A 23,170-nucleotide genomic window follows, 5' to 3' on the forward strand; every position below is an offset into this window, starting at 1 on the left:
CCTCAGTTCACGGCGTTCGGGTGGGCGGTGGCGGTGGCGGTGGTGGTGGCGGCGACGACGGCGTCGGCCGCGGCCCCCTGCGGTTCCTCCTCCCGGAGCAGGTCCAGGAGCATCCGCACGGCCTCCGGCACCGCGGCGGCCACCGGGCCGCTCAGCCCGATGCCCTCCTCGACGCAGGCGGGTTCGCAGCCGACGACGAGGGTCCGCCGGGGCGGGGTGGCTCCGGTGCCCGCGCACAGCGTGCCCAGCAGGGCCAGGACGGTGTCGGGAGACATGTGGTGGCCGTCGAGGACGGCGGCGCCGGGGGAGCCGGGTCCCGGGGACAGGGGGCCCGCCTCCCCGCCGGACGCGTCGATCAGGTACAGCGTGCCGGGGGCGCCGCCGCGCGCGGTGGCGTCGACCAGGACGAGCGTGTCGTAGCCGTCCAGGAGCTGGTAGGCCAGGTGCACCCCGCGCACCCCGAAGTCCACCGCCTCCACGTGCGCCGGCAGCGGGTGCGCCGCCAGGGCGCGCACCGCCTCGACGCCGAAGCCGTCGTCGCCGAGGAAGACGTTGCCGATGCCGGCGACCAGGACCGCGCCGCTCACGCGTCCTCCAGCGGGGTGACCTCGTCGGGCTGGAAGTACAGGAACCGGCCCTGCTCCCGGCGGATGTCGGCGCCCGGGTCCCCCTCCACCGTGACGGCGAGGTGCACCCCGCCGTCCACGTCGTGCAGGACGGCCTCGACCAGGGCGGAGCGGCCCTGGAGGAACAGGTCCTGGGCGTCGGTGCGCCGCAGGCCCGGCCGGAGCAGCACCCGGCTGCCGGGTTCCACGAAGACCCCGTCGACCCGGATCCGCTCCGGCGCCGGATCCGCTCCCGCCGGGTCCCACCAGGGAGCCTCCGGCCGGAACACGGCCTCCCCGTCCGGGACCTCCGTCAGGGTGGCCGGCCCGTCGAAGGCGTCCGGTCCGGTGACCTCCCGCAGTCCGCGCACGGCGCCGTGCAGCCGTTCCAGGACCTCGGGCGGCATCGAATCGGCGAGCTCGATCACGGCGGCCGCGCGGGCGTCCGTCCCGCGCGCCTCGCGCTTCTCCTCCTCGGTGAGGGTCGCGGTGCGCAGCGCGAGGATCTCGTCGATCTCCAGGGCGTCGTACATCGCCCCGGCGCTCTCCGGCGCGATCGCGGGATGGTCCTCCAGGATGATCGGGGAGGACAGGACCACGTCGGAGCGGCCGTCGCCGCCCGCCAGCACCGGCCAGGTGTGCCGGTTGTCGCACGCGGCGACGGCCTCCCGGGCCCACTCGGGCGGGTCGGTCAGCGACAGGAAGGAACCGGCGTCCAGCCCCAGCAGGAGGTGGGCGGCGACGAGCGAGCGCGGCAGGGCCGCCTCGCGGGTGGCCCCGTCCCCGTCGGCGGGGGTCCAGGCGCTGGTGTTCTCCACGACCGCGGTGAGCTTCAGCACCCGGTACGGACCGTCGAGTTCGGCCGCCGAGAGCCGTACCCGGCCCTCGGCCTCCTCGGTGCGCCGCAGCAGGCGGCCGACGGCGCGCCCCGAGCCGTCCAGCACCGGTTCGCTCTCCTCCCGGGCCGGCCGGGTGAAGGGGAGCACGACCCCCTCACCGGCCAGCGCGGCCACGGGGACGGCGAGTTCGACCCGTTCCTCGGTGCCCTCGTCCCAGGGGACCAGGATCCGGTCGGGCAGGTGCAGTTCGCCGACGTCGGCGTAGGCGCCGTCCTGGTGGAGCCGCTGGACGGTGCGGCGTTGGGCGTGCAGGAAGCGCAGCTCCAGGTGGAGCGTCGCCTCCCCGCGGGGCTCCATCAGGATCTCGGTCCGCTGGAAGGCGTGCTCGCCGTGCGCGGGGGCCCAGGCGGGCGGCACCAGGACCCCGAACTGCCAGCGCAGCCGGTTCTTGGCCGCCGAGGCCCGGTACGGGTAGAGCACGTAACCCTCGAAGAGGACGGCGTCCGCCACGTGCCGGGCGGTGTCGAAGCGGGTGTCCCGCTCGGTGGTGGTGGTCACGGAGCGGTCCTCTCGGTGACGCGCGGCAGTACGGCCCCCAGCCGCAGCGGCGGGGGCGGGGCGGCGGCCGGGACGGCCCCGGCGGCCGAGTCGAGCAGCGAGCGCACCGTCGCCTCCCAGGAGGCGAGCGCGTGCCGGGAGCGGTAGGCGAGCAGCTCCGCCATCGTGTCGCGGGGCAGCCGCAGCCACCCGCAGCCGGGGAAGTGCTGCTCGACCATCTCCCGCCACACCGTGGCCGGCATCCGGTACGAGGCCTCCCGGTCCCAGGGCACCGGCTCGACCCGGAACCCGCCCCCGCCGGTGAACGCCGTGCCGGAGAAGAGCATCAGCAGCGGCGCCTCGCCGTCCTCCAGGGCGCCGAAGTAGCGGGTGGCCGCGATGTCCATGTCGTAGGTGCAGGGGACGACCAGATCGGTCTCGGTCTCCCCGGTGAAGCTCGGCACCATCACCGACACCTGGGCGAACTGCACCGGCTGGAGGGTGTTGCCCCAGCGGGAACGCTCCCCGAAGAGGTCGGCGAGCCCCTCGGCCTCGGCGTCCGAGTAGCCGCGCCGGGCCGGCTCGATCCGCAGCTGGACCCGCAGGGCCAGCGCGTGCACCCGCACCCCCGCCCCCGCGCCGACGCGCAGCCGGAAGACGAGGGTGGGGCCCGCGGCGTACGGGTCGGCGCGCACCCCGGTGCAGGTGAAGGTGAACTCCGTGGCGGCCGTCATGACACCGGCCCCGGAGCGAGCACCCTGGCGCGCCGTTCGACCTCGGCGAAGAACGCGTCCAGCGCGGCCCGGGCCTCGGCGCCGCCGTCGAAGCCCTGCCACAACAGCCGCATCCGCCCCACCAGCTCGTAGCAGATGTCGATGGGCACCAGATGACAGCTGGTGCGGCCCTCCGAGCGGCGCAGCAGCAGCGCCTCCACGTCGGGTTCGAGGAGCGCGGCCAGCCGGCCGGAGCCCAGCACGCTCTGCCAGGTCTGCGGGTCGAGCTCGCTCTCGGTGGCCCCCGCCGGGCTCGGGTAGAGGGCGACCAGCCGGTCGAGCGCGGCGTTGCGGAAGAAGAACGCCACGCCGACCGGGATCTGGAGGCGCTCCCAGGCCCCGTCGTCGAGCCGGTGCGCGGGATCGGCCAGGTACCGGACGGGGACGGCGCGGAACCGGCCCGTCACGATGCCCGGCCGGTCGAACAGCAGGGCGCAGCCGGTGCAGGCGCACACCAGCGACCGCTTCTCGGTCTCCACGAGGTGGCGGTGGCCGTCCCCGGCCACCGCGGTCCCGCACAGCTCGCAGCTCTCGGGTCGGGGCGGACGGGGGCCCGTGAACCGGCGCAGGCCGCGCGGTCCGCCCGCCAGGAGGCCGGGCCCCGTCACGCCCGCACCGGAGCGTGCGGCCGGACGGAGATCTGCAGCAGCGGCTGCTGCGGGGCCGGGGCGGCCTCCGTCTCCACCGCCGTCACCTCGGGCGCGAAGCAGGCCAGGGCCTCCTCCAGGCCCCGGGCGGCGTCGTCCGGGGAACCGCACCCGCAGCCGGAGGCCGCCGCGCGGGGGCGTACCCGCAGCACCCCGGTGGCCCCGTCGAACGCGATCCGCTCCACCGTGTCCCCGGCGGCGCCGAGGGCCCGCCCGATCCGCGTGTCGACGTCCTCGGGGTGCAGGTCGTGCAGCGAGAGCAGGCTCGCCACGAGCTCGTCGTCCAGCACCGGGGAGAGCGCCTGCCCGCCGAGCCGCTCCACGATCCGGGCGAGCCCGGACCCGTAGAAGTCCATGAGGACGCGCACCAGTTCCTCGGCGGCCGCGCACGCCCGCCGGTCACCGCCGGAGGCCAGGCCCTCCAGGACCTCCTCCACCCGTGCGCCCGCCTGCCGGGCGTCCAGGGCGGCGCTCATCCGCCCAGTCCGCTCAGGCCGGTGGGCACGTGCATCGTCTTGACCGTCTTGCCGCCGCCCACGTACATGTGGACGCCGCAGGGCAGGCACGGGTCGAAGCTGCGCACCGCGCGCATGATGTCGATGCCCTTGAAGTTCTCCGGGGAGTTCTCCTCGAAGATCGGGGTGTTCTGCACCGCGTCCTCGTACGGTCCCGGGGTGCCGAAGGTGTCGCGGGTGCTGGCGTTCCACGGGGTCGGCGGGTACGGGTGGTAGTTGGCGATCTTGCCGTCGCGGATCACCATGTGGTGCGAGAGAACCCCGCGCACGGCCTCGGTGAAGCCGACGCCCAGGCCCTCGTCCGGGACCTCGAACTTCTCCCAGGTCTGGGTGCGTCCGGCGCGGACCTCCGCCAGCCCCTTCTCGGCGCAGTGCAGCGCGATCGCGGCGGCGTACGCCTGGAAGTACGTGCGGGCGCGGTTGCGCTCCAGCGCGTTGCTCCACTTCGGGATCTTCCACTCGAAGCGGGTCTCGGGCTTGGTCATCGTGCGCGGCAGGGTGATCACCACGCTGTGGCCGGTGGCCTGCACGTAGTCGGTCTGCACCAGCCCGGACAGCGCCGTGGACCACAGGCGGGCGATGGGGCCGCCGCCGGTGTCCAGTGCGAGGTGGTCCTTGCCGTCGAACCAGCGCGGCGACATGACCCAGCTGTACTTGTCGTCGAAGTTCCGCTTCTGCGGGGCCGGGATGGTGTGCTGGTTCCACGGGTGCCGCGGGTCGACGGGGTTGCCGAGCGGGTCGTGCGTGACGAACTGCTCCCGGCCCTCCCAGTCGTCGTAGTACGAGCTGCCCAGCAGGATGCGGATGCCGAGGTTGATCTCGGTGAGGTCGTTGGTGACCAGCTTTCCGTCCACCACCACGCCCGGGGTGACGAACATCTTCCGTCCCCAGTCGGTCATGTTGGCGTACGTGAAGTCGCAGTGCTCGGGGTCGTTGAGCGCGCCCCAGCAGCCGAGCAGCACGCGCCGGCGGCCGACCTCCTCGTACCCGGGCAGGGCCTCGTAGAAGAAGTCGAAGAGGTCGTCGTGGAGCGGCACGACCCGCTTCATGAACTCGCAGTACCGCATCAGGCGGCTCATGTAGTCCGTGAAGAGCTGCACGGAGGCGATGGTGCCGACGCCGCCCGGGTAGAGGGTGGAGGGGTGCACGTGGCGCCCCTCCATCAGACAGAACATCTCGCGGGTGTACCGGCTGACCTGGAGGGCCTCGCGGTAGAACTCGCCCTCGATGGGGTTGAGGGAGCGCATGATGTCGGCGATGGTCTTGAAACCGTGCTCGCCGGCGTGCGGGGCGGGGGTGCGCTCGGCCTTCTCCAGGACGCCGGGGTTGGTCTCGCGGACCATCTTCTCGCAGTAGTCGACCCCGACCAGGTTCTCCTGGAAGATGTTGTGGTCGAACATGTACTCCGCCGACTCGCCGAGGTTGATGATCCACTCGGCGAGGTGGGGCGGCTTCACCCCGTAGGCCATGTTCTGCGCGTAGACGGAACACGTGGCGTGGTTGTCACCGCAGATCCCGCAGATCCGGCTGGTGATGAAGTGCGCGTCGCGGGGGTCCTTGCCGCGCATGAAGACGCTGTAGCCGCGGAAGACCGACGAGGTGCTGTAGCACTCCGCGACCCGCTTCTGCTTGAAGTCGATCTTCGTGTGGATGCCGAGGCTGCCCACGATCCGGGTGATCGGATCCCAGGCCATCTCGACCAGGCCGCTGCCGTCGCCGGCCGCCTTCGTCTGCGGTGTCATCGTGTCTGCCGTGACCCTTCTTCGGTGCGGGGGTTGGTGCGCTGGGTGCGGGGGGAGACTGCGGGGCTCACCAGGGCGGGCGGTAGCCCGTGGTCAGCGTCCGGCCGCTCTGGCGCCACTTCGGTTCCTGGTCGACGGTGTGCTCCGTGATCGCACGGAGCCGGCGGACCACCGCTCCGTACACACCGCTGGCCTTGCTGGAGACCTTCGCGCCGGGCGGCTCGTCCATGAACGGCATGAACTTGTCGGGGAAGCCGGGCATCGTGCAGGCGATGCAGATGCCGCCGACGTTGGGACAGCCGCCGATGCCGTTCATCCAGCCGCGCTTGGGCACGTTGCACTTGACGACGGGACCCCAGCAGCCCAGCTTGACCAGGCACTGGGGGGAGTCGTAGGTCTGCGCGAACTGGCCCTGCTCGTAGTAGCCGGCGCGGTCGCAGCCCTCGTGGACCGTCATGCCGAACAGCCAGGTGGGGCGCAGCTTGTCGTCGAGCGGGATCATCGGCGCGGAGCCGGCCGCCTGGTACAGCAGGTAGGTGAGGGTCTCGGAGAAGTTGTCGGGCTGGATCGGACAGCCCGGCACGCACACGATCGGGATGCCGGCCTTCGACGTCCAGTCCCAGCCGAGGTAGTCCGGCACGCCCATCGCGCCCGTCGGATTGCCCTCCATGGCGTGGATGCCGCCGTACGTGGCGCACGTGCCGATGGCCACGACCGCGAGGGCCTTGGGCGCCAGCCGGTCGATCCACTCGCTGGTGGTGATGGGCTGGCCGGTCTCCGGGTCGTCGCCGAACCCGCACCAGTAGCCCTCGGGCTTGATCTTCTCGTTGGGGATCGAGCCCTCGACCACCAGGACGAACGGGTCGATTTCGCCCCGTTCGCCCTTGAAGAACCACTCGATGAACGTGTCCGCGCCCCCGACGGGGCCGCATTCGAAGTCGATCAGGGGCCAGTGCACGGCGATCTTGGGGAGCCCCGGCAGGACCCCCGTGACGATCTCCTCGATGCTGGGCTGCATCGCTGCCGTGAGGGACACGGAATCGCCGTCGCAGCTCAGCCCCGCGTTGATCCACAGGATGTGGATCGGGGGGTCCTCTGCCGGGGCGACGGTCGGTGCTGCATCCATGCGGATGCCTCCTTGGGGAAGGGCGGGGAGGTGTTCCGGGCGGGGTGCGCGGCGGGCCGGACTGCCCCGGCCACACCTTTCTTGCTAACAGCCCTCCGCCCCGGGTGCTCCGTCATGTACGGCCAGTGGGGTGACGGCGGCTCCGGGCCGCCCGTGCACGGGACGGGTCAGGTGCGGCGGGGTGGCGGCCGCCGCCTCCTTGCGTACGAAGGCGCGGCGCAGGGCGTGGTACGGGGCCGCGGGGTCGAAGAAGGTGCGGTGCATCAGCGCCAGCTCCGCCTCCCGGTAGGAGGCCAGCGGCCGGACGGCCTCGTCGCGCTCCCGCAGGGCCTTCTTCGCGGCGATCCGCGACTGGGCGGCGGGCAGCGCCGCCAGGTGCGCCGCCAGCCGCGCGGTCTCGCCGGCGAAGGCCCGGGGCGCGCAGGGCACCGTACGGTCGACCAGCCCGAGCCGGAGCGCGCCGGCGGCGCTCAGGGGCAGGGCCTCGGCGGTCAGGCGGTCCGCGACGGCGGCCCCGACGCGGCGCGGCAGCGTGTACGTCCAGTACTCGGAGCCGTACAGCCCCATCAGGCGGTAGTGCGGGTTCAGCACCACGCCCGCACGGCACCAGACCTCGTCCGCCGCGAGCGCCAGCATGGCCCCGCCCGCGGCGGCGTTCCCCCCGAGGGCGCAGACGACGAGCCGGTCGGTGGTGGTGAGGACCGCCTCGACCAGGTCGTCCATCGCGTTGATGTTGTCCCAGGACTCCCGGGCCGGGTCGGGGGCCGCCTCGATGACGCCCAGGTGGATGCCGTTGGAGAAGAAGTCGCGGCCACCGCCCAGGACGAGCACCGAGGTGGGGCGGGCGCAGGCGGTCCGGTACGCCTCCAGCAGCCGGCGGCACTGCGCGGTGCCCATCGCTCCGCCGGGGAAGGCGAAGGACAGGAACCCGGCCGACCCCTCCTCCCGGTAGCGGATGTCCGCCCAGGTACCGCCGCGGGCGTCCGCGTGCGGGGGCGGGGCAGGGTGTTCGCGCAGCGGCGGCAGCCGGTCGCCGAGGGCGAGGACGGCGGGCAGTTTCACCGGGGCGGGCTCCCCGGGCACCCGGCGGGCCCGCAGCTCCGGGATCCACACGGCGCCGTCGGCCGTGGCCCGGCACACGGCCCCCGCCCGGGTCGCCAGCAGTTCACCGGGGCGTCCGCGCAGACGGTGTTCGGGGTGGCCGCCGTGCAGGTACCACTCGCCGCCCAGCAGCTCGTCCAGGACGCCCGGCCGGGAGTCGGCCGCGCGCAGCGTGCGCAGGACCCGGTCGGTGGAGTCGGCCTCCCAGTCGATGCGACGGGCCTCCTGGCGCAGGTAGGGGCGGGTGCGGACGGTGGCCGGGTCCTGGGGCGCGGGGGTGTGGGTGCCCGACGCGAACCGCTCGACGGCGAGCAGCACCGCCCGCAGGGCCGCGTCGGCGATCTCCCCCCGGTACAGGTCGCTCTTGCCGACCGGCGGGACCGGGCACTCCACGGTGGCCCACACGTCGCCGGCGTCCATCTCCGCACCGGCCTGGAGCACCGTCACGCCCCAGCGGGTCACCTGCTCCTGCACGGCCCGGTCGAGGGAGGAGGGACCCCGGTCGCCGACGGGCCCCGGGTGGACGATCAGGCAGGTGCGGGCGGCCCACACCTCCTCGGGGATCGCCGTCGTCAGCATCGGGGCGAGGACCAGATCGGGATCGTGCCGGCGCACGGCCTCCGCCAGGGGGACGCCGGGCAGGGCGAGTTCCACCGCCACGCGGTGGCCGTGGTCGCGCAGCTCGGCGTGGACTCGCTGCGTGAGGCTGTTGAAGGCGCTCGCGACGAGCAGGACGTACACGTGTGTCTCCCGGCGGCGGCCCGGTGCCACGACGGCGTGGATCCCGGCCTGATCGGCAACCCGTGACCGGAGCATGACCGGCCGCCTGAGATGGTCGGGCACCCGGCGGGGACCACGCCCGGAGCCGGGCGGTGGTGTCACTCGAAAGCGCCGCAGCGGAGGGCCGCTCGGCCGCACCGCTGCGGCACCGCCGCACCGCCGCACCGCAGCCGCGGTGCGGCGGGACACCCGCCCCCGCGATAAGGACGCGTCAGGATTCGACGCGACCGCGCACCTGGTGGAGAACCCGCACCTCACGAGCACCCTGAACCGCCACCAGGTCCCGATCACCCTGCTCATGATCGCCCTGCTGGGCGCGGTGTTCCTGAAGGGGTTCAGCGAGGCCATCGGGGTGGCCGTGGCACTTGTCGCCACCTACCTCGGGCTGAACGTGGTCGTCGTGGCGGTCGGTCTGTGGCAGGTCGCCACCCAGCCGCACGTGGTCGCCGACTGGACGCAGGCCCTCACCACGGAGCACGGCAACCCGTTCATGATGATCGCCATCGCGCTGGTCGTCTTCCCCGAACTGGTGTGCAGGTGCTGATCACCTCGGCCGCCGTGGCCGCGACCATCGCCGCCAAGCGGGCGGGGGAGCGCGGGCAGGGCGAAGTGGCCCCCGTCACCCGGGAGGTCATCCGCGCGGCCGAACCCGACCGGGCCCGCCGCCCCCACGTCCACGCCGGCTGACGCACGGCGCTCCGGGCGGGCGGCGCGACGCGGGGGCGGCGGTACGGGAGCGCTCAGGCGCCGACGTCCCGGCCGCGGAAGTCCTCCAACGTCTCGCGCCGGACCAGGAGGCGGGCCGCGCCCCCGTGGACCGCGACGACCGCCGGACGGCCGACGAGGTTGTATCCGGAGGCCATCGACAGCTGGTAGGCGCCGGCCACCGGGACGGCCAGCAGGTCCCCGGGGTGGACGTCGCCGGGCAGCCGCACCCCGGAGGCCAGTACGTCCCCCGCCTCGCAGTGCCGGCCGACGACGTTCGCCGCGCACGGGGCCGCCGTCGAGTGCCGGCCGATCAGGCGGGGGGCGTAGCGCGCCCCGTACAGGGCGGGCCGGGGGTTGTCGCTCATCCCCCCGTCCACCGCGACGAACACCGTCGCGCCGGTGCGTTTGACGGCGAGCACCCGGTACAGGGCCACCCCGGCCGGACCGACGAGGGCCCGGCCGGGTTCGACGAGGAGGCGGGGGACGGCCAGCCGGGCGGCCGCGCAGCCCTCGGCGAGCTCGGCGCGCAGCCGCGCGGCCAGGGCGGCGACGTCGAGGACGGCCTCGCCGGGCCGGTGGGCGATGCCGTGGCCGCCGCCCATGTCCAGCTCCGGCAGGACGACTCCGTGCAGGTCCCGGACGTGGGCCAGCAGTCCGACCATCCGGCGCAGGGAGGTCACGTACGGCTTCACCCCGGTGATCTGCGAGCCGATGTGGCAGTGCAGTCCGGTGAGTTCGAGCCGCGGCTGGCCGAGGATCCGGGCGACGGCGTGCTGCGCCGCGCCGTCGGTGAGCGACAGTCCGAACTTCTGGTCGTCCGTGCCGGTACGGATCTTGTCGTGGCCCCCGGCCGAGACGCCGGGCACCACCCGCACCATCACCCGCTGGCGCTCCCCGGGGCCGACGGCGGCGGCGATCCGGGCTATCTCGGACGCGCTGTCGATGACGATCCGCCCCACACCGAGCCGCAGCGCCGCCTCCAGGTCGCGGGGCGACTTCGCGTTGCCGTGCAGCACGATCCGCTCGGGCGGGAACCCGGAGGTCACGGCCAGTTCCAGTTCACCGGCCGAGCAGACGTCCAGGCCCAGGCCCTCCTCCCGGACCCAGCGCACCATCGCCCGGGACAGGAACGCCTTCGCGGCGTACAGCACGTCGGCGTCGGGGAAGGCGTCGAGGTACCTCCGGCAGCGCGCGCGGACCTCGCCCTCGTCCAGCACGTAGAGCGGGGTGCCGAAGCGGTCGGCCAGTTCGGCCAGGGGCACCCCGCCGACCGCCACCCCGCCGTGCGGGAGCGGGGCGGTGGAGGCCGGCCAGACGGACAGGTCGTCGGCGGGGGCCGGGGAAGGGGGCGGGGCCGGGGTGGAGAGGACGTCGGCGGTCATGGTCTGATCCCCCATCAGGCGGTCCGGGCGGTTCCGGCGGCCCGGGTGAGCGGACCGGCGCCGGGGCCCGCGGCCGGGGCCGCCGCGACCGGGGGCGCCGTCAGTGTCGGATCGACCGTCAGCAGGGTCACCCCGAGGGGCGCGGCCAGCGCGCGCAGGACGGGCTCGGAGAGCCGGATCCAGGCCTGCGCGGCGCCGAGCGTGGCGGACAGCCGCTCCGGGGTGGTGAAGCCGACGGCGGTGCGCTCGCCCAACGGCGTCCGGAACAGCCGCAGCGCCGCGCTCTCGCCTCCCGGCCGGGCGGCCGGAACGTACAGGGGCCCGGCCGGGACCCGTTCCTCGGGCTCGGGGTCGTCGTCGTACAGGAACAGGCACATGGGCCCTCCTCGGGGAACCACGGGTGGCGGGTGGGGCCCCGGACCGCGGGGAGGCGGTCCGGGGCTCGCCCTCGAAGCTATCCCCGAATTCCCTCCCGCTTCTCCGTCCCCTGATGGAGCCTTGACGGCGACGGCCCGATTCCTGACGTGTTGCTGACGCATTACTGACGTACCCCTGATCGAATTCCGTTGAATGTTCTCCAAGGGTGCGGGAAATTCGCAGGTGGCTGAAATCAATGCGGTTCTGAGCAGCTCAAACTTATGTTTTCGGCCGAGGGTTGGGGGTTGAGGAGAAGTGGATTCCGGAGGTGCTGGCATATTTCTCCGATGCTTGCCGTGGCGCGTTCTGGCTTGTAATACTTTTCCTGCGAAAGGCGGTTCCGGGCATCAGGAGAATTGCGGCCCGGGAACCGCGGTTTCGTTCCGTGCACATTCGGCCTATCGCTTCCAGCTTTCGGGAGACACCCATGTCCGACACCGCACCCGACGCCGCCTTCGACCTCCAGGACCTGGAGCTCGACCTCGGCGACCTCAGCGTCACCTCGATGCGCGACACCGCCGCACTGCCCGAAGGCGGAGCGTCCTGGGGTTCGTGTTCCTGCCAGGGCTCCTCCTCCTGCGCCCAGCCCCAGACGGACACCCCGACCGCCTGACCCGCCCGACCCGCCCGACCGTTCGACCGCCGTCCCCACCCCCACCGCCCACCGACCCCGAGCGTCCAGCCCCCCTCCCGCCGCACCCCCGGTGCGGCGGGAGGCCCGTACGCCACCACCGACAGGAACGGGGGAGCGCCATGCCGCAGGAACCGTCACGGTCACCGGAGCCCCGGCTCGCGGAGGCGCCCGCCGACCCCGGACGCCCGGCCGGCTACCGGGTGCGGTCCGCGCCGTACGCGCTGGTCCGCACCACCGTGCTCGCCCACCCGCCCCAGGGGCCCGAAGCGGAACGCTTCCGTGCCCTGCTCATCCGCCTGCACCGGATCGAAACGCGACTGCTGCGCACCACCGCCCCCCTGTGCGACGACCTGTACGACAGCCGGGACGGCCACCCGGCCGACTTCCACCGCGACGTAGTCCTCCCGCTGCGCCGCGCCCTGCACAACGGGCGCGAACCGCGCCCCGCGCTGCTGGCCCGCCTCGGCGACCTGCCCGAGCGGGTACCCCGCCTCGCCGACTGGACCGCCCTGCGGGCCCGCCGCGAAGCCCTCCTCACCGAGCTCGGCGTCGTCGCCGGACCCGCCCTCGCCGCCGAACGCGAGGCCCTGGCGGCCCTGTGCCGCGAACCCGCCCTCGCCAAGGCCGTCGCCCTCACCAGCGCCGACCTCCTGCGCGCCGTACGCAGGGCGGCCGGCGGAGCGGCCGACCGCAAGGCCCGCAAGGAAGAGGCCACCGTGCTGCGCCACGCGCTGCGGGCCTGCACGAAGACCAGCCCGCTGTCCTGGTTCACGGCCGTCGGCTGGGGCGCACTGCCCTCCGCGCAGGCCGGCCCCCGCTCGTCCTGGGGCGAGCCGCGGCTCCTCGACGGCCCCCTGCACGCGGTGGTCAAGCCCAACCGCACCCTGACGACGGCCCTCACCCTCGCCCTGCTGGACGCCCCGCACCGTCGGGCCGGCCTCCCGCACCGCATCACCAGCTCCGCGCGCACCACCGACGGCCGGGCGGCCTACTCCCGCGACCGGACCGCCTTCGCGGGAGGCCGCTACCTCGTGGCGCGCGAGGACGAGGCGGAGCTGCCGGCCGGCGGCCCCCTGGGCCTGGTCACCGAGCACGCCGCCACCCCCGTGCCCCTCGGGGAACTCGCCGAACGGCTGACCGGGGCCCTGCGGGAGGCGGATCCCGCCGCCGGCACCGCCGCCGAGGCCTACCTCGCCCGCCTGACGGAGGCGGGCCTGCTGGTGCCCGCCGACCCCGTCCCGCCCCAGAGCGCCGACCCGCTCCACGACATCGAGACCTGGCTGCGCTCCGGCGACCGGGCGGAGCCCGGCGACCGGGCGGATCCCTCCGACCGGGCCGGGCTGACCGGCCCGGCGGAGGCAGCCGAACCGGCCGGGCTGACCGGCCCGGCGGACCCCTCCGGCCCGGCCGGGCTCACCGACCCCGCCGGGCCCGCCCGCGGCGCGCAGCGGGCCGAAGACGCCGAGCGGGCCGGGCGGGTGGCCGGGATCGGCCGGCTGACCGACGCGTTCGGTGCCGCCCCCGCCGAGGAACGGCCCGCCCTGCTCGCCGATCTCGCCCGCCGCTGGGCCGCGGAACTGGCCGACGCCGGACGTCCCGTCCCGGCCGGCTCCGCCCCGCTCACCGTCCTGTCCGAGGACGTCGTCGCCCCGCTCCCGCTGCCGCTCGACGGCTTCCTCGACACCGCCGACCACACGGCGCTCGCCGAGGTCACCGCCCTGGCCGAACTCTTCGACCTCGGACACCTCCTGCGCCGCGTCGTCCGCGACCGCTTCGTCGCCCGCTACGGCCCCGGCGGTACCTGCCACCACCCCTGGGAGTTCGGCGCCGAGGTCACCGAGGCCTGGGAAACGGCCGGCCGGCTCGCGGACCTCGACCCCGCCGACCGGGCCGGCCTCCCCACCGGGACGGAGGAACTCGCCGCGCTGCGCGCCGGGTTCACGGCCGCCGTACGGGACGCCCGTGCTCAGGACCCCGCCGACGCCGCCGAGGTCGTCCTGCCGCCCGGCCCGGTCCGCGCCCTCGGCGGGCACCTGCCGGGGTGGGCGCTCGAACGCCCGCTGAGCTACGCGTACTTCCTCCAGCGGGACCCGGACCGCGGCCTGCTCGCCGTGAACCACGTGTACGGCGGATGGGGCCGCTTCAGCAGCCGGTTCCTGGACGCCCTGGACCCGCGCGCCACCGCCGAGACGGCCCGGCAGATCCGGCGCGGCCTCGCCCCCGGCGCCAGGGCGGCCCAGATCAGGCCCGTCGGCGGGTTCAACGCCAACCTCCACCCCCTGCTGGTCCCGGACGAGATCGGCCCCGACCGCCACCGGGCCTCGATCGCCGAAGGCGACCTGGAACTCGTCCACGACGAGCCCACCGACCAGGTACGCCTGCGGCTGCGCAGCACCGGCGAACACCTCGACGTGCTCTACCCCGGCTTCCTCGCCCCCGTCCTGCTGCCCCGCCGCATCGCGCCCCACCTCTGCGACCACCCCCACGGCGTGGTCGACTTCCGGGCCCTCGCGCCCCGCCGCGTCCTCGCCGCCCCGGGCGGCCGCGTCGTCCACAGCCCCCGCCTGCTCCACCGCCACGTGGTGCTCCGGCGCCGCCGCTGGCAGCTGACGCCCGGCGTCGTGCGGGAACTGCGCGCCGAACTCGCCGCCGCGGCCGCCCCGGCGCAGGCGGCCGCCCGCTGGCGCGCCCTGCTCGACCTCCCCGAACAGCTCTTCCTGCACCCGGCCGCGACCGCCCCCACCGGACGCCCCGCCGAGGACTTCCTGAGCCGGCTGAGCCGTCCGAAACCGCACTTCGTGGACCTCGGCAGCGCACTGCACCTGCGCTGCCTGCCCAAGTGGCTGTCCCGGCACGGCGACGGAGCCGTCCTGGAGGAGGCGCTGCCCGCCCCCGGCGGCACGGCCGCCCCGGCCCGCGCCGTCGAACTCGTCCTGGAGGTCTACCGGTCCGGACGGCCGCGATGAAGGCAGCCGAAGGGGAAGGGGAGGAAGGGCCCGTGCCGACGGCACCGCACCTCGACAACGACACCGGCCACGACGAAAACGGCCACGACGGCAACGACACCGGCCACGACGTCACCGGCCACGGCGGCGGCGGCGCGCGCGACGTCGTCGCCTTCCACCACCACCCGGTCAAGGCACCCCTGCTGCGCGAGGTGCTGCTGCCGCTGGCCGCCTCCTGCACCGCCGACGGCCTGGCGGCCCACGTCGAGCGGCACTGGCTGCACGGCCCCCACCTGCGGCTGCGCATCCAGGGCCCGCCCGCCCGGGTGGAGGCCGCCGCCTGGGCCGCCGCCCGGCGCGTCCGCGCCTGGCTCCGCGCGCACCCCTCGCACACGGACCTGACGGAGTCCGAACTGCTGCGCCTGGCGGCCGAGGCCGGACGCGCCGAACTCGTCCCCCCGCCCTACGGGCCCATCGCCCCCGACAACACCGTCCGTGTCGAGGCCGTCGACCGCACCCCGCTGCGCGCCCTCCTCGGTGACGACGGCGCCGCCCTGCGCGAGGACCTGCTGCGGGCCGGCCTCCCCGCGCTGCGGGCGGGCGCCGCCTTCCTCGGGGAAGGCGGCGACGGCTCCGGGGCCCGGCTCCGGCTCGCGGTGACCGGCCTCGCCGCGCATGCCGCCGCCCACCCCGGCGGCCTGGCCGGCGCCCACTACTCGTACGTCTCCCACCTGGAGGACTTCTTCGTCCACGACGACCCGGACGGCCGCGTGCGGGCCCGCTTCGAGCAGCACGCGGAGCGGGCCGGCGAGACCGTGACCGCCCTCGTCGGGAGGCTCGCCGACGGCGGCGCGCAGGGCTGGGAACGGGAGTGGGCGGACTTCTCGGCCGGAGCCTGGCGGCTGGCCCGGAGCCGCCACGACGCCGGCGCCGACCTGCACGGCGACCCGCGCGCCTACCGGGACCGGGCCGCCGCCACCGGGGACACGGCGGCGCGGGAGCGCTGGGACCACGACGTCCGCACCCGGTACAGCGAGTTCCACCGGCTGCTGAGCCGCTCCGACCCGCGGGGCACGATGTGGCACCGCCCCGACTACCTCGTACACCGGGCCTGCACCAATGCCCTGTACCGGCTGTTCGCCCTCTGCGACGTCCGCCCGCTGGAGCGGTACCTGGCGGCCCACCTCGTCGTCCGCGCCGTGCCCGCCCTGACCGGCTGCGACTGGCGCGCCGAGGTCGGCGCGGCCGTCGCGGCCGTGGAGCGCGGGGCATGACGGGCACCGGACGCCGGCTGCGGCCCGGCACCGCCGTGACGCCGCTGCGCGACGGACTGCACCTGCGGGGCCGGCGGGGGAGCGTCACCCTGGAGGGCAGCGCCGCGCTGCCCGCGCTGTGGCGCTCGCTGGAGCAGCCCCTGCGCACGGGCGGACTCGACGCGCTCCTCGACGGCCTGGATCCGGGCTCCCCGGTGCGGACGGCGGTGGACGCGGTCGTCGCCCAACTGGAGGCGCACGACCTGCTCGTCACCGGGCCGCCGACACCCGCGCGCGATCCGGGTCCGGTCGGGCCGTGGCTCGCCGTGAGCGCCGACCGGCCCGCCGACGCGGCGGCCGCGCTCGCCGTGACACGCGCCGAGGTGGTGGCCGCCGCCGTCGACGCCCCTCTGGCCAGGGCCGCGGGCCGGGCGCTCGAACAGAGCGGACTGCCCGTCACCTACACCCGCGACGCCGGTCTGCCCGAGGGCCGGATCCACCTCCGCGCCCACCACCCCGACGGCGTCACCCACGCCCTCGCGGCTGCCCTGCCCGCCCCGACCGGCTACGTCACCTCCCCGGACACCACCTCCGCCACGGCCGTCATGGCGACGGCCCTGGAGAACCGCCTGGCAGAACGCCCGGCTCCGGGTACTTCCGGCGGGGACCGCACCGCCTTCCCGGCCGACGCGGTCCCGGCGGGTACGGATCGGGGCCGGGACGCCTCCGGCGGGGGAGGGGCGACGGCCGCCCTGCTCGGCGGCGCCGCCGCGCACCGGCTGCTGTGCGCGGTGGCCGGCCTGCCCGACCCGGCCGCCGAGGGGGACGACGACCGGCTGCTGCCCGGGCTCCCCGCGGTGCTCCTCGTCGACGCCCGTCCGCCGCGCGCCGAGTACCGCACCTGGGCCGGGCCCCGCCCCTCCGGCGCGGCCCTCGCACCCGCCACCACCCTGCGCGAGGCCCTGCGCCGCGTGGCGGCCCTCGGCGACGAGCGCTGCGGGGTGCTGCCCGACCCCGGCCCGGCGGACCTGCCGCAGCTGCCGGTCCCCCTCGCCTCCTGCGCCGCGCCCGGCACCGCCCCGCACCCGCCCGGGGCGACGCTGATCGGGGGTGCGCCGCGGCTGGACCTGGCCCGCCTGGAGGTGTTCTGCCGGGCGGCCGAACTGGCCCTGGGCCGGCCGGGCTCCACCGTGGGCGCCAATCCCGGGCACGCCCGCGGCCGGGCCCTGCGCGCGGAGGCCGCCCGCCGTTTCGGGACGGGCGGGGGGCGGACGCCGGTGGCGTCGCAGCGGTGGTCCGGACATCCGCAGGCCCGCCACTGGTGGACCACCCTGACGGCCCGTCTCGCCGTGCCCGCCCGCCTGCACGTGTTCCGGGTCGCTCCCGGCGAGGAGGTGTACCGGGCCGTCGTCCACCGGACCGGCCCGGACGGATCCACCCCGCTCGGCGACGCCGTCGAGGCGACCCCCGGCGACGCTGCGGCCTGCGCCGCGCTGTCCGCCGTCGCCGCGGTGTCGGCCGCCGCGGTCACCGACCCGGCGGCGGGCCGCACCCCGGCCGGCGGGGTCGGCGGGGCCTGCGGGGCCGGTGCGGCCGGTGCCGGGCTGGCCGTCGAGGGCGCCCCGGCGGTCGGGTGGGAGGAGCCGGGGTGGACCGGCCGGTGGCTCGCCGACACGGCCGGGCGCGAGGGCGCCTTCCAGGAGGCCCTGGGCCGGCTGACGGGCCCGCCCCGGCCCGCCTCCGACGGGGAACTCACCGCCCTGCTGCGGGCGTTCGGATTCACCGTCCTGGACCGCCCGGAGGAGGCACCGTGACCGCCGCGCCGCCGCTCGACGCCGGCTCCGCCCTCGCCGCCACCGCCGGAGAGGCCGTGGTGCTGCTGACCAAGTGGACCCTGGGCCTCGCCGAGGAACTGAGCCGGCACGCCCTGCACCACCCCGTGGCCCTGGCGCCGGTGCGCTTCGACGGGGCGGTCGCCGTCGTCGGCCCGGTGCTGCGGCCCGGCGCGGCCGCCTGCCTGTGCTGCGCCGAGTACCAGCGACTGGCCACCGCCGGGGGCCGGGTCCCCTGGCGGAGCGGGGAACTCGCGCTGGCCGGCGTACCGTCACCGGCCCTCGCCGAGGCGGCGGTGGCCCTCGCGCGGGAGCTGCTGGACGCCCCGCGGGAGGGAGCGGAGGAGGACACCGCCGTCGTGCACCTGCTCCACCAGGGCCGCGGCACCTGGTCCACCCACCGCGTCCGCCCGGTGGGCGGCTGTACGGTCTGCCACCCGCTGCCCGCCGACTCCCCGGCCGCGGCGGCCCCGCTGCCCGCGGCGCCCCGCCCGCTCCCGGACCCGTACGTCCTGCGCGCCCCCAACCCCCGCACCGATGCCGACCGGTTGCGGGCGGCCCTGTACGACGAGCGCTTCGGCCCGGTCCGCCGCCTGCTCCGCGCCGAGGACTCCGCCTTCTCTCTCACCGGTGCCTTCGTGACGGACGGCAGGCCCGTCGAGGACGGCGGCTACGGCAGGGCCCGGGACTTCCCCGGCAGCGAACGCATCGCGCTGTTCGAGAGCGCCGAGCGCTACGCGGGGATGCGCCCCACCGGCCGACGCACCGCCCTGCGGGCCCCCTTCGCCGCCCTCGGCCCCGACCGCGCCGTGGACCCGCGACGGCTCGGCCTGCCCGATCCCGCCCACCACGGGCACCCGGCCTCTCCGACGGTCCCGTACACGCCCGGCCTCGCCCTCGACTGGGTGCACGGCTGGTCGCTCACCCGGCGGCGGACCACGGCCGTGCCCGAACACGTCGCGTACTGGGACGTCCCCGGCGGCGCCGACCGCGGCCCGCGCGTGGTGTACGAGTCCTCCAACGGCTGCGGACTGGGCAACAGCCCCGAGGAAGCCGCCCTCTACGGCCTGTTCGAAGTCGCCGAACGCGACGCGTTCCTGATGGCCTGGTACGCGGCCACCCCGCTGCGCCGCGTCGAACCGCCGCCGGACGACCTCGACACGCTCCTGCTCGCGGACCGGGCGGCCGTCGCCGGCTACCGCCTCGTCCTGCTCGACGCCACGAACGACTTCGGCATCCCCGCCGTCGTCGCCGTCTGCCGCTACACCGGCTCCCACCCGGACGCTCCCCGCGTGTTCCTGGCGGCGGGCGCGCACCACGATCCCCGCGCGGCGATCCGGTCGGCGGTGGCCGAGGTCGTCACCAACGTCCTGGAGGCGCCGCAGCGCGCCGCCGCCGCGGGCGGCCCGCGCGATCCGGCGCGGCTGCGGCCCATGCTGGACCGGCCCGAACTGGTCGTCACCCTCGACGACCACGTCGGTCTCAACACGCTCCCCGAGGCGGCCCCCCGCCTGGAGTTCCTCTTCGCCGACACACCGCGCGTGACCGTCGCCGAAGCCTGGCCGGGGGCGCCCGAGCCGGTCGGTGACCTCTCCACGCTGCTCGGCGCCACCGTGGACCGGCTGGGGCGGGCCGGACTGGAGGTGATCGCGGTCGACCAGAGCGAGCCGGGCCTGCGCGCCGGGCTGGGCCTGCACTGCGTGAAGGCCGTCGTTCCCGGCTCGCTGCCGATGACCTTCGGGCACGTCAACCGCCGCACCCGGGGCCTGCCCCGGCTGCTGGAGGTGCCGTACCGACTGGGCCGCACCCCGCGCCCGCTGCGCCACGAGGACCTCGCGGTCCATCCCCACCCCTTCCCCTGACACCCGAGGACCGCACGTGACGACCACCGACACCTGGCACAGCCACCACCTCTTCCTGCACTCCGGGACGTCCGACACCGACGCCTTCCTGCTCCGGTCCGCGGCCCCGCTCCTCGACGGCCTCGTCGCCTCGGGGGAGGCCGCCCGGTGGTTCTTCATCCGGTACGGGGAGGACGGCCCCCACGTACGGATCCGGGTGCGCGGCCTGAGCGGGAGGGCCGCCGAGGCGCTCCCGCGGGACCTGGCCGACGCGGCCCGGGAGGTGCCCGCGGTGCCCGGCCCGTGGCCGTCCCGCCACGGGGAGGTCCGCGCCGTGCCGTACGTGCCCGAGACCGACCGCTACGGCGGTCCGCGCGCGCTGCCGGTCGCCGAGGAGGTCTTCGCGGACTCCACCCGGGCCGTGCTGGACGCCCTGCGGGACCTACCCGACGAGGGCGCGGACGCGGCCCGGCTGACCCGTGCGGCGGACCTGGCGCACGCGACGGCGTACGCGCTCGGCATGGACCGCCGCACGGCGGCGCGCTGGCTGCGCCGGCACGCCGCGGGCTGGCGCTGGGTCACGCAGACGCCGCTGCTGCCCGGCGCCTCCGTGCACGCCCGGGTCAACGCCGTGCACGCCGCCCAGCGCACCGGCCTGGCCCGGCGCGCCGAAGCCCTGCGGGAGCGGCTCGGCGCCGGTACGGCCGCGCCCTGGCTCACCCGCTGGACGGACCGGGTCCGCGAGGCCGACGCCCGGCTGCGCGCCGCCGACGGTGCGCGGGGGGCCGGGGCGGGCCTCTCCGAGGAGACCGCGGCCTGGGTCTGGGGCTCGCAGCTCCACATGCTGTTCAACCGGCTCGGGGTCACCCCCGACGAGGAGCGGGCCGTGTGCCGGCTGGCCGGCCGGACCCTGCTGGAGACGGACGGGGAGCCCGACTACTTCCCGGCCGGCCACACCGCCGCCGACCTGCAGTACCTGGAGCGCAGCAAGGTCCACATCGGCCGCAACGAGGACGCCGCGCTGCGGCAGGCCCCGGCCCCGGCGCCGCCGCCGGTGTCCCTGCCCGAGACGGCCCTGCCCGCGGCCCCCCTGCCGGAGGTCTCGCTGCGTTCCGTACTGGCCGACCGGGCCTCCCGGCGGGGGCGCCTCACGGGGCCGCTGGACGCCCCCACCCTGGGCTCCCTGCTCTGGCACGCCCTGGCCGAGAGCAGCCGCAGCGTGCAGCCCCTCGCGGACGGCACGCCGCGCCCCTTCGTCCACCGGCCGTACCCGAGCGCGGGAGCCCTGTACACGGCCGGGGTGCGGCTGCTGGTGCTGGACGTGGCGGGGGTCGAACCCGGCACGTACGCGTGCGTGCCGGAACGCCGGACCCTGCGCCGGATCGGGCCCGCGCCGACGGCGGACGAGCTCAAGCCGCTGTCGACGTACACCTCCCGTCCCGCGACGGATCCGGACTGGATCGGCGTCGACGAGGTGCCCGTGGTGCTCGGCCTCTACGCGGACCTCGGCGTGCTGCGGCGGCGCTACGGGCTGCGCGCCCTGCGCCTGGCCCTGCTGGAGACCGGCCATCTGGCCCAGACCCTGCTCCTGACGGCCTCGGCCCTGGGCCTGGGCGGCACCACGCTGGGCGGTTTCCACGACGACCTGGCCCACGAACTGCTCGGTCTGGACGACCTGGACCAGCCCCTGCAGTACCTGCTGCCACTGGGCCGTCCGGCGCCGCGGACCGTCGGGTAACGGTGTTCGGCGGTGTTCAACGGCGTTCGGCCAAAACAGATCAGATCAGGTCAACAGGCGCATGGACGGGACCGCAGAAATGATCAAATTTCCTAGGGGTTAGCATATGAGCGCTGCCTAGCTCGAAAGATGGATCTGTGACTGTCAACGAGGACTCGTTCACCAACTGGAAGAACCGCGAAGAGATCGCGGAGTCGATGATCCCGATCATCGGGAAGCTGCACCGCGAGCGGGACGTGACGATCCTGCTGCACAGCCGCTCCCTGGTGAACAAGTCGGTCGTCAGCATCCTCAAGACCCACCGCTTCGCCCGGCAGATCGCCGGCGGGGAGCTCTCGGTCACCGAGACGCTGCCGTTCCTCCTGGCGCTCACCACGCTGGACCTGGGCCCCTCCCAGATCGACATCGGCATGCTCGCCTCGGAGTACAAGGCCGACGACCGCGGCCTGTCGGTCGAGGCCTTCACCGCCGAGGCCGTCGCCGGTGCCACCGGTGAGAACAAGATCGAGCGCGGCGCCGGCCGCGACGTCGTCCTCTACGGCTTCGGCCGCATCGGCCGCCTCGTCGCCCGCCTGCTGATCGAGAAGGCCGGCTCCGGCAACGGCCTGCGCCTGCGCGCCATCGTCGTGCGCGGCGGTGGCGAGGCGGACCTCGTCAAGCGCGCCTCGCTGCTGCGCCGCGACTCCATCCACGGCCAGTTCCAGGGCACCATCACCGTGGACGAGGCGACGAGCACGATCGTCGCCAACGGCAACACCATCAAGGTGATCTACGCCAACGACCCGTCCGAGGTCGACTACACGGCGTACGGCATCAAGGACGCCATCCTCATCGACAACACCGGCAAGTGGCGCGACCGCGAGGGGCTCTCCAAGCACCTGCGCCCCGGTATCGACAAGGTCGTCCTGACCGCTCCGGGCAAGGGCGACGTCCCGAACATCGTCCACGGCGTCAACCACGACACCATCAAGCCGGACGAGCAGATCCTGTCCTGCGCCTCCTGCACCACCAACGCGATCGTTCCGCCGCTGAAGGCCATGGACGACGAGTACGGCGTGCTGCGCGGCCACGTGGAGACCGTCCACTCGTTCACGAACGACCAGAACCTGCTGGACAACTACCACAAGGCCGACCGCCGCGGCCGCTCCGCGCCGCTGAACATGGTCATCACCGAGACCGGTGCCGCCTCGGCCGTCGCCAAGGCGCTGCCGGACCTCAAGGCGCCGATCACCGGCAGCTCGATCCGCGTCCCCGTCCCGGACGTCTCGATCGCCATCCTCAGCCTGCGCCTGGGCCGTGAGACCACGCGCGAGGAGGTCCTCGACTACCTCCGCGACGTCTCGCTGCACTCGCCGCTCAAGCGCCAGATCGACTTCACCACGGCCCCCGACGCCGTCTCCATGGACTTCGTCGGCTCGCGCCACTCCTCGATCGTCGACGCCGGCGCCACCAAGGTCGACGGCGACAACGCCATCCTCTACCTCTGGTACGACAACGAGTTCGGCTACTCCTGCCAGGTCATCCGGGTCGTCCAGCACGTCTCGGGCGTCGAGTACCCGACCTACCCGGTCCCGGTCGTCTGATCGGTTCCGACCCGCACGAGAAGGCGCCCGCCCGAGCTTCCCGCTCGGGCGGGCGCCTTTTCGTGTGCGTGAGAACCATTACATGTTGCCCCTAAATCACCCATTTCGGTCAATCATGAGGGTTCGGTAATCGTCATCTACGGGCCGCTGCCGCGGCCCAGCGCCCACCGTC

18 protein-coding genes and 1 pseudogene are annotated in these 23,170 nt (G+C 75.1%); 9 read left to right on the forward strand and 10 right to left on the reverse strand.

Translation table 11 applies throughout. The annotated features are described in order from the left end of the window. Positions 1-2: 2 nt before the first annotated feature. The 8 genes from OG295_RS30880 to OG295_RS30915 all read right to left on the reverse strand — a co-directional run bounded on the left by OG295_RS30880 (position 3) and on the right by OG295_RS30915 (position 8,626). Positions 3-587: a hydrogenase maturation protease gene (locus tag OG295_RS30880; protein ID WP_371679889.1), complete on the reverse strand. Its 585-nt coding sequence runs from the start codon at positions 585-587 to the stop codon at positions 3-5. Next, complete coding sequence (locus OG295_RS30885; RefSeq protein ID WP_371679890.1) at positions 584-2,002, reverse strand: hypothetical protein; 1,419 nt, start codon at positions 2,000-2,002, stop codon at positions 584-586. The genes OG295_RS30880 and OG295_RS30885 overlap by 4 nt, the downstream gene beginning before the upstream one ends. Beyond that, on the reverse strand, positions 1,999-2,715 hold the full coding sequence (locus OG295_RS30890) for a DUF6084 family protein (RefSeq protein ID WP_371679891.1): 717 nt from the start codon (positions 2,713-2,715) through the stop codon (positions 1,999-2,001). Before OG295_RS30890 ends, OG295_RS30885 begins: the two co-directional genes overlap by 4 nt. Then, positions 2,712-3,362, reverse strand: a complete 651-nt coding sequence (locus tag OG295_RS30895) for a DUF5947 family protein (RefSeq protein ID WP_371679892.1) — start codon at positions 3,360-3,362, stop codon at positions 2,712-2,714. The genes OG295_RS30890 and OG295_RS30895 overlap by 4 nt, the downstream gene beginning before the upstream one ends. Beyond that, positions 3,359-3,877, reverse strand: a complete 519-nt coding sequence (locus OG295_RS30900) for a hypothetical protein (protein ID WP_371679893.1) — start codon at positions 3,875-3,877, stop codon at positions 3,359-3,361. Before OG295_RS30900 ends, OG295_RS30895 begins: the two co-directional genes overlap by 4 nt. Beyond that, complete coding sequence (locus tag OG295_RS30905; RefSeq protein WP_371679894.1) at positions 3,874-5,658, reverse strand: nickel-dependent hydrogenase large subunit; 1,785 nt, start codon at positions 5,656-5,658, stop codon at positions 3,874-3,876. Before OG295_RS30905 ends, OG295_RS30900 begins: the two co-directional genes overlap by 4 nt. 67 nt (positions 5,659-5,725) lie before the next feature. After that, positions 5,726-6,784, reverse strand: coding sequence for a hydrogenase expression protein HypE (locus tag OG295_RS30910; protein WP_371679895.1), 1,059 nt, complete (start codon positions 6,782-6,784; stop codon positions 5,726-5,728). Positions 6,785-6,868: 84 nt separating this feature from the next. Continuing rightward, positions 6,869-8,626: an enoyl-CoA hydratase-related protein gene (locus OG295_RS30915; protein ID WP_371679896.1), complete on the reverse strand. Its 1,758-nt coding sequence runs from the start codon at positions 8,624-8,626 to the stop codon at positions 6,869-6,871. Between the two features lie 250 nt (positions 8,627-8,876). On the opposite strand from OG295_RS30915, the pseudogene OG295_RS30920 reads away from it, so the two are divergent. Both OG295_RS30920 and OG295_RS30925 read left to right on the forward strand, forming a co-directional pair. Further along, positions 8,877-9,194, forward strand: a pseudogene (locus OG295_RS30920) (amino acid transporter); the annotation flags it as partial. An 8-nt stretch (positions 9,195-9,202) separates the two neighbouring features. Beyond that, a complete protein-coding gene (locus tag OG295_RS30925; RefSeq protein WP_371679897.1) occupies positions 9,203-9,352 on the forward strand; it encodes a hypothetical protein in 150 nt (49 codons plus the stop codon). Positions 9,353-9,405: 53 nt separating this feature from the next. Here OG295_RS30925 and lysA read toward each other — a convergent pair whose 3' ends face one another. Both lysA and OG295_RS30935 read right to left on the reverse strand, forming a co-directional pair. Further along, the gene (gene lysA / locus OG295_RS30930; protein ID WP_371679898.1) at positions 9,406-10,755 is read right to left on the reverse strand and encodes a diaminopimelate decarboxylase; all 1,350 of its coding nucleotides are present in this window, start codon (positions 10,753-10,755) and stop codon (positions 9,406-9,408) included. A gap of 14 nt (positions 10,756-10,769) precedes the next feature. After that, on the reverse strand, positions 10,770-11,132 hold the full coding sequence (locus OG295_RS30935; RefSeq protein WP_371679899.1) for an SAV_915 family protein: 363 nt from the start codon (positions 11,130-11,132) through the stop codon (positions 10,770-10,772). A gap of 467 nt (positions 11,133-11,599) precedes the next feature. Here OG295_RS30935 and OG295_RS30940 point away from each other — a divergent pair, with 467 nt between their 5' ends. The 7 genes from OG295_RS30940 (at position 11,600) to OG295_RS30970 (ending at position 22,998) form a co-directional block, all read left to right on the forward strand. Continuing rightward, entirely contained in the window at positions 11,600-11,785 is a 186-nt protein-coding gene (locus OG295_RS30940; RefSeq protein ID WP_100661066.1) for a thiazolylpeptide-type bacteriocin, read from the forward strand. Between the two features lie 140 nt (positions 11,786-11,925). Further along, a complete protein-coding gene (locus OG295_RS30945) occupies positions 11,926-14,772 on the forward strand; it encodes a lantibiotic dehydratase (protein WP_371679900.1) in 2,847 nt (948 codons plus the stop codon). Between the two features lie 32 nt (positions 14,773-14,804). Next, a complete protein-coding gene (locus tag OG295_RS30950) occupies positions 14,805-16,025 on the forward strand; it encodes a lantibiotic dehydratase C-terminal domain-containing protein (protein WP_371679901.1) in 1,221 nt (406 codons plus the stop codon). Next, positions 16,022-17,818, forward strand: a complete 1,797-nt coding sequence (locus OG295_RS30955; RefSeq protein WP_371679902.1) for a hypothetical protein — start codon at positions 16,022-16,024, stop codon at positions 17,816-17,818. The genes OG295_RS30950 and OG295_RS30955 overlap by 4 nt, the downstream gene beginning before the upstream one ends. Continuing rightward, positions 17,815-19,698 carry a TOMM precursor leader peptide-binding protein gene (locus OG295_RS30960; protein ID WP_371679903.1) on the forward strand — a complete coding sequence of 628 codons (1,884 nt, stop codon included), beginning with the start codon at positions 17,815-17,817 and terminating at the stop codon, positions 19,696-19,698. Before OG295_RS30955 ends, OG295_RS30960 begins: the two co-directional genes overlap by 4 nt. 16 nt (positions 19,699-19,714) lie before the next feature. Next, entirely contained in the window at positions 19,715-21,415 is a 1,701-nt protein-coding gene (locus OG295_RS30965; RefSeq protein WP_371679904.1) for a thiopeptide-type bacteriocin biosynthesis protein, read from the forward strand. Between the two features lie 137 nt (positions 21,416-21,552). Continuing rightward, on the forward strand, positions 21,553-22,998 hold the full coding sequence (locus OG295_RS30970) for a glyceraldehyde-3-phosphate dehydrogenase (protein ID WP_280915513.1): 1,446 nt from the start codon (positions 21,553-21,555) through the stop codon (positions 22,996-22,998). Positions 22,999-23,170: the final 172 nt, after the last annotated feature.

This window comes from Streptomyces sp. NBC_01276, assembly GCF_041435355.1.
Classification (GTDB): domain Bacteria; phylum Actinomycetota; class Actinomycetes; order Streptomycetales; family Streptomycetaceae; genus Streptomyces.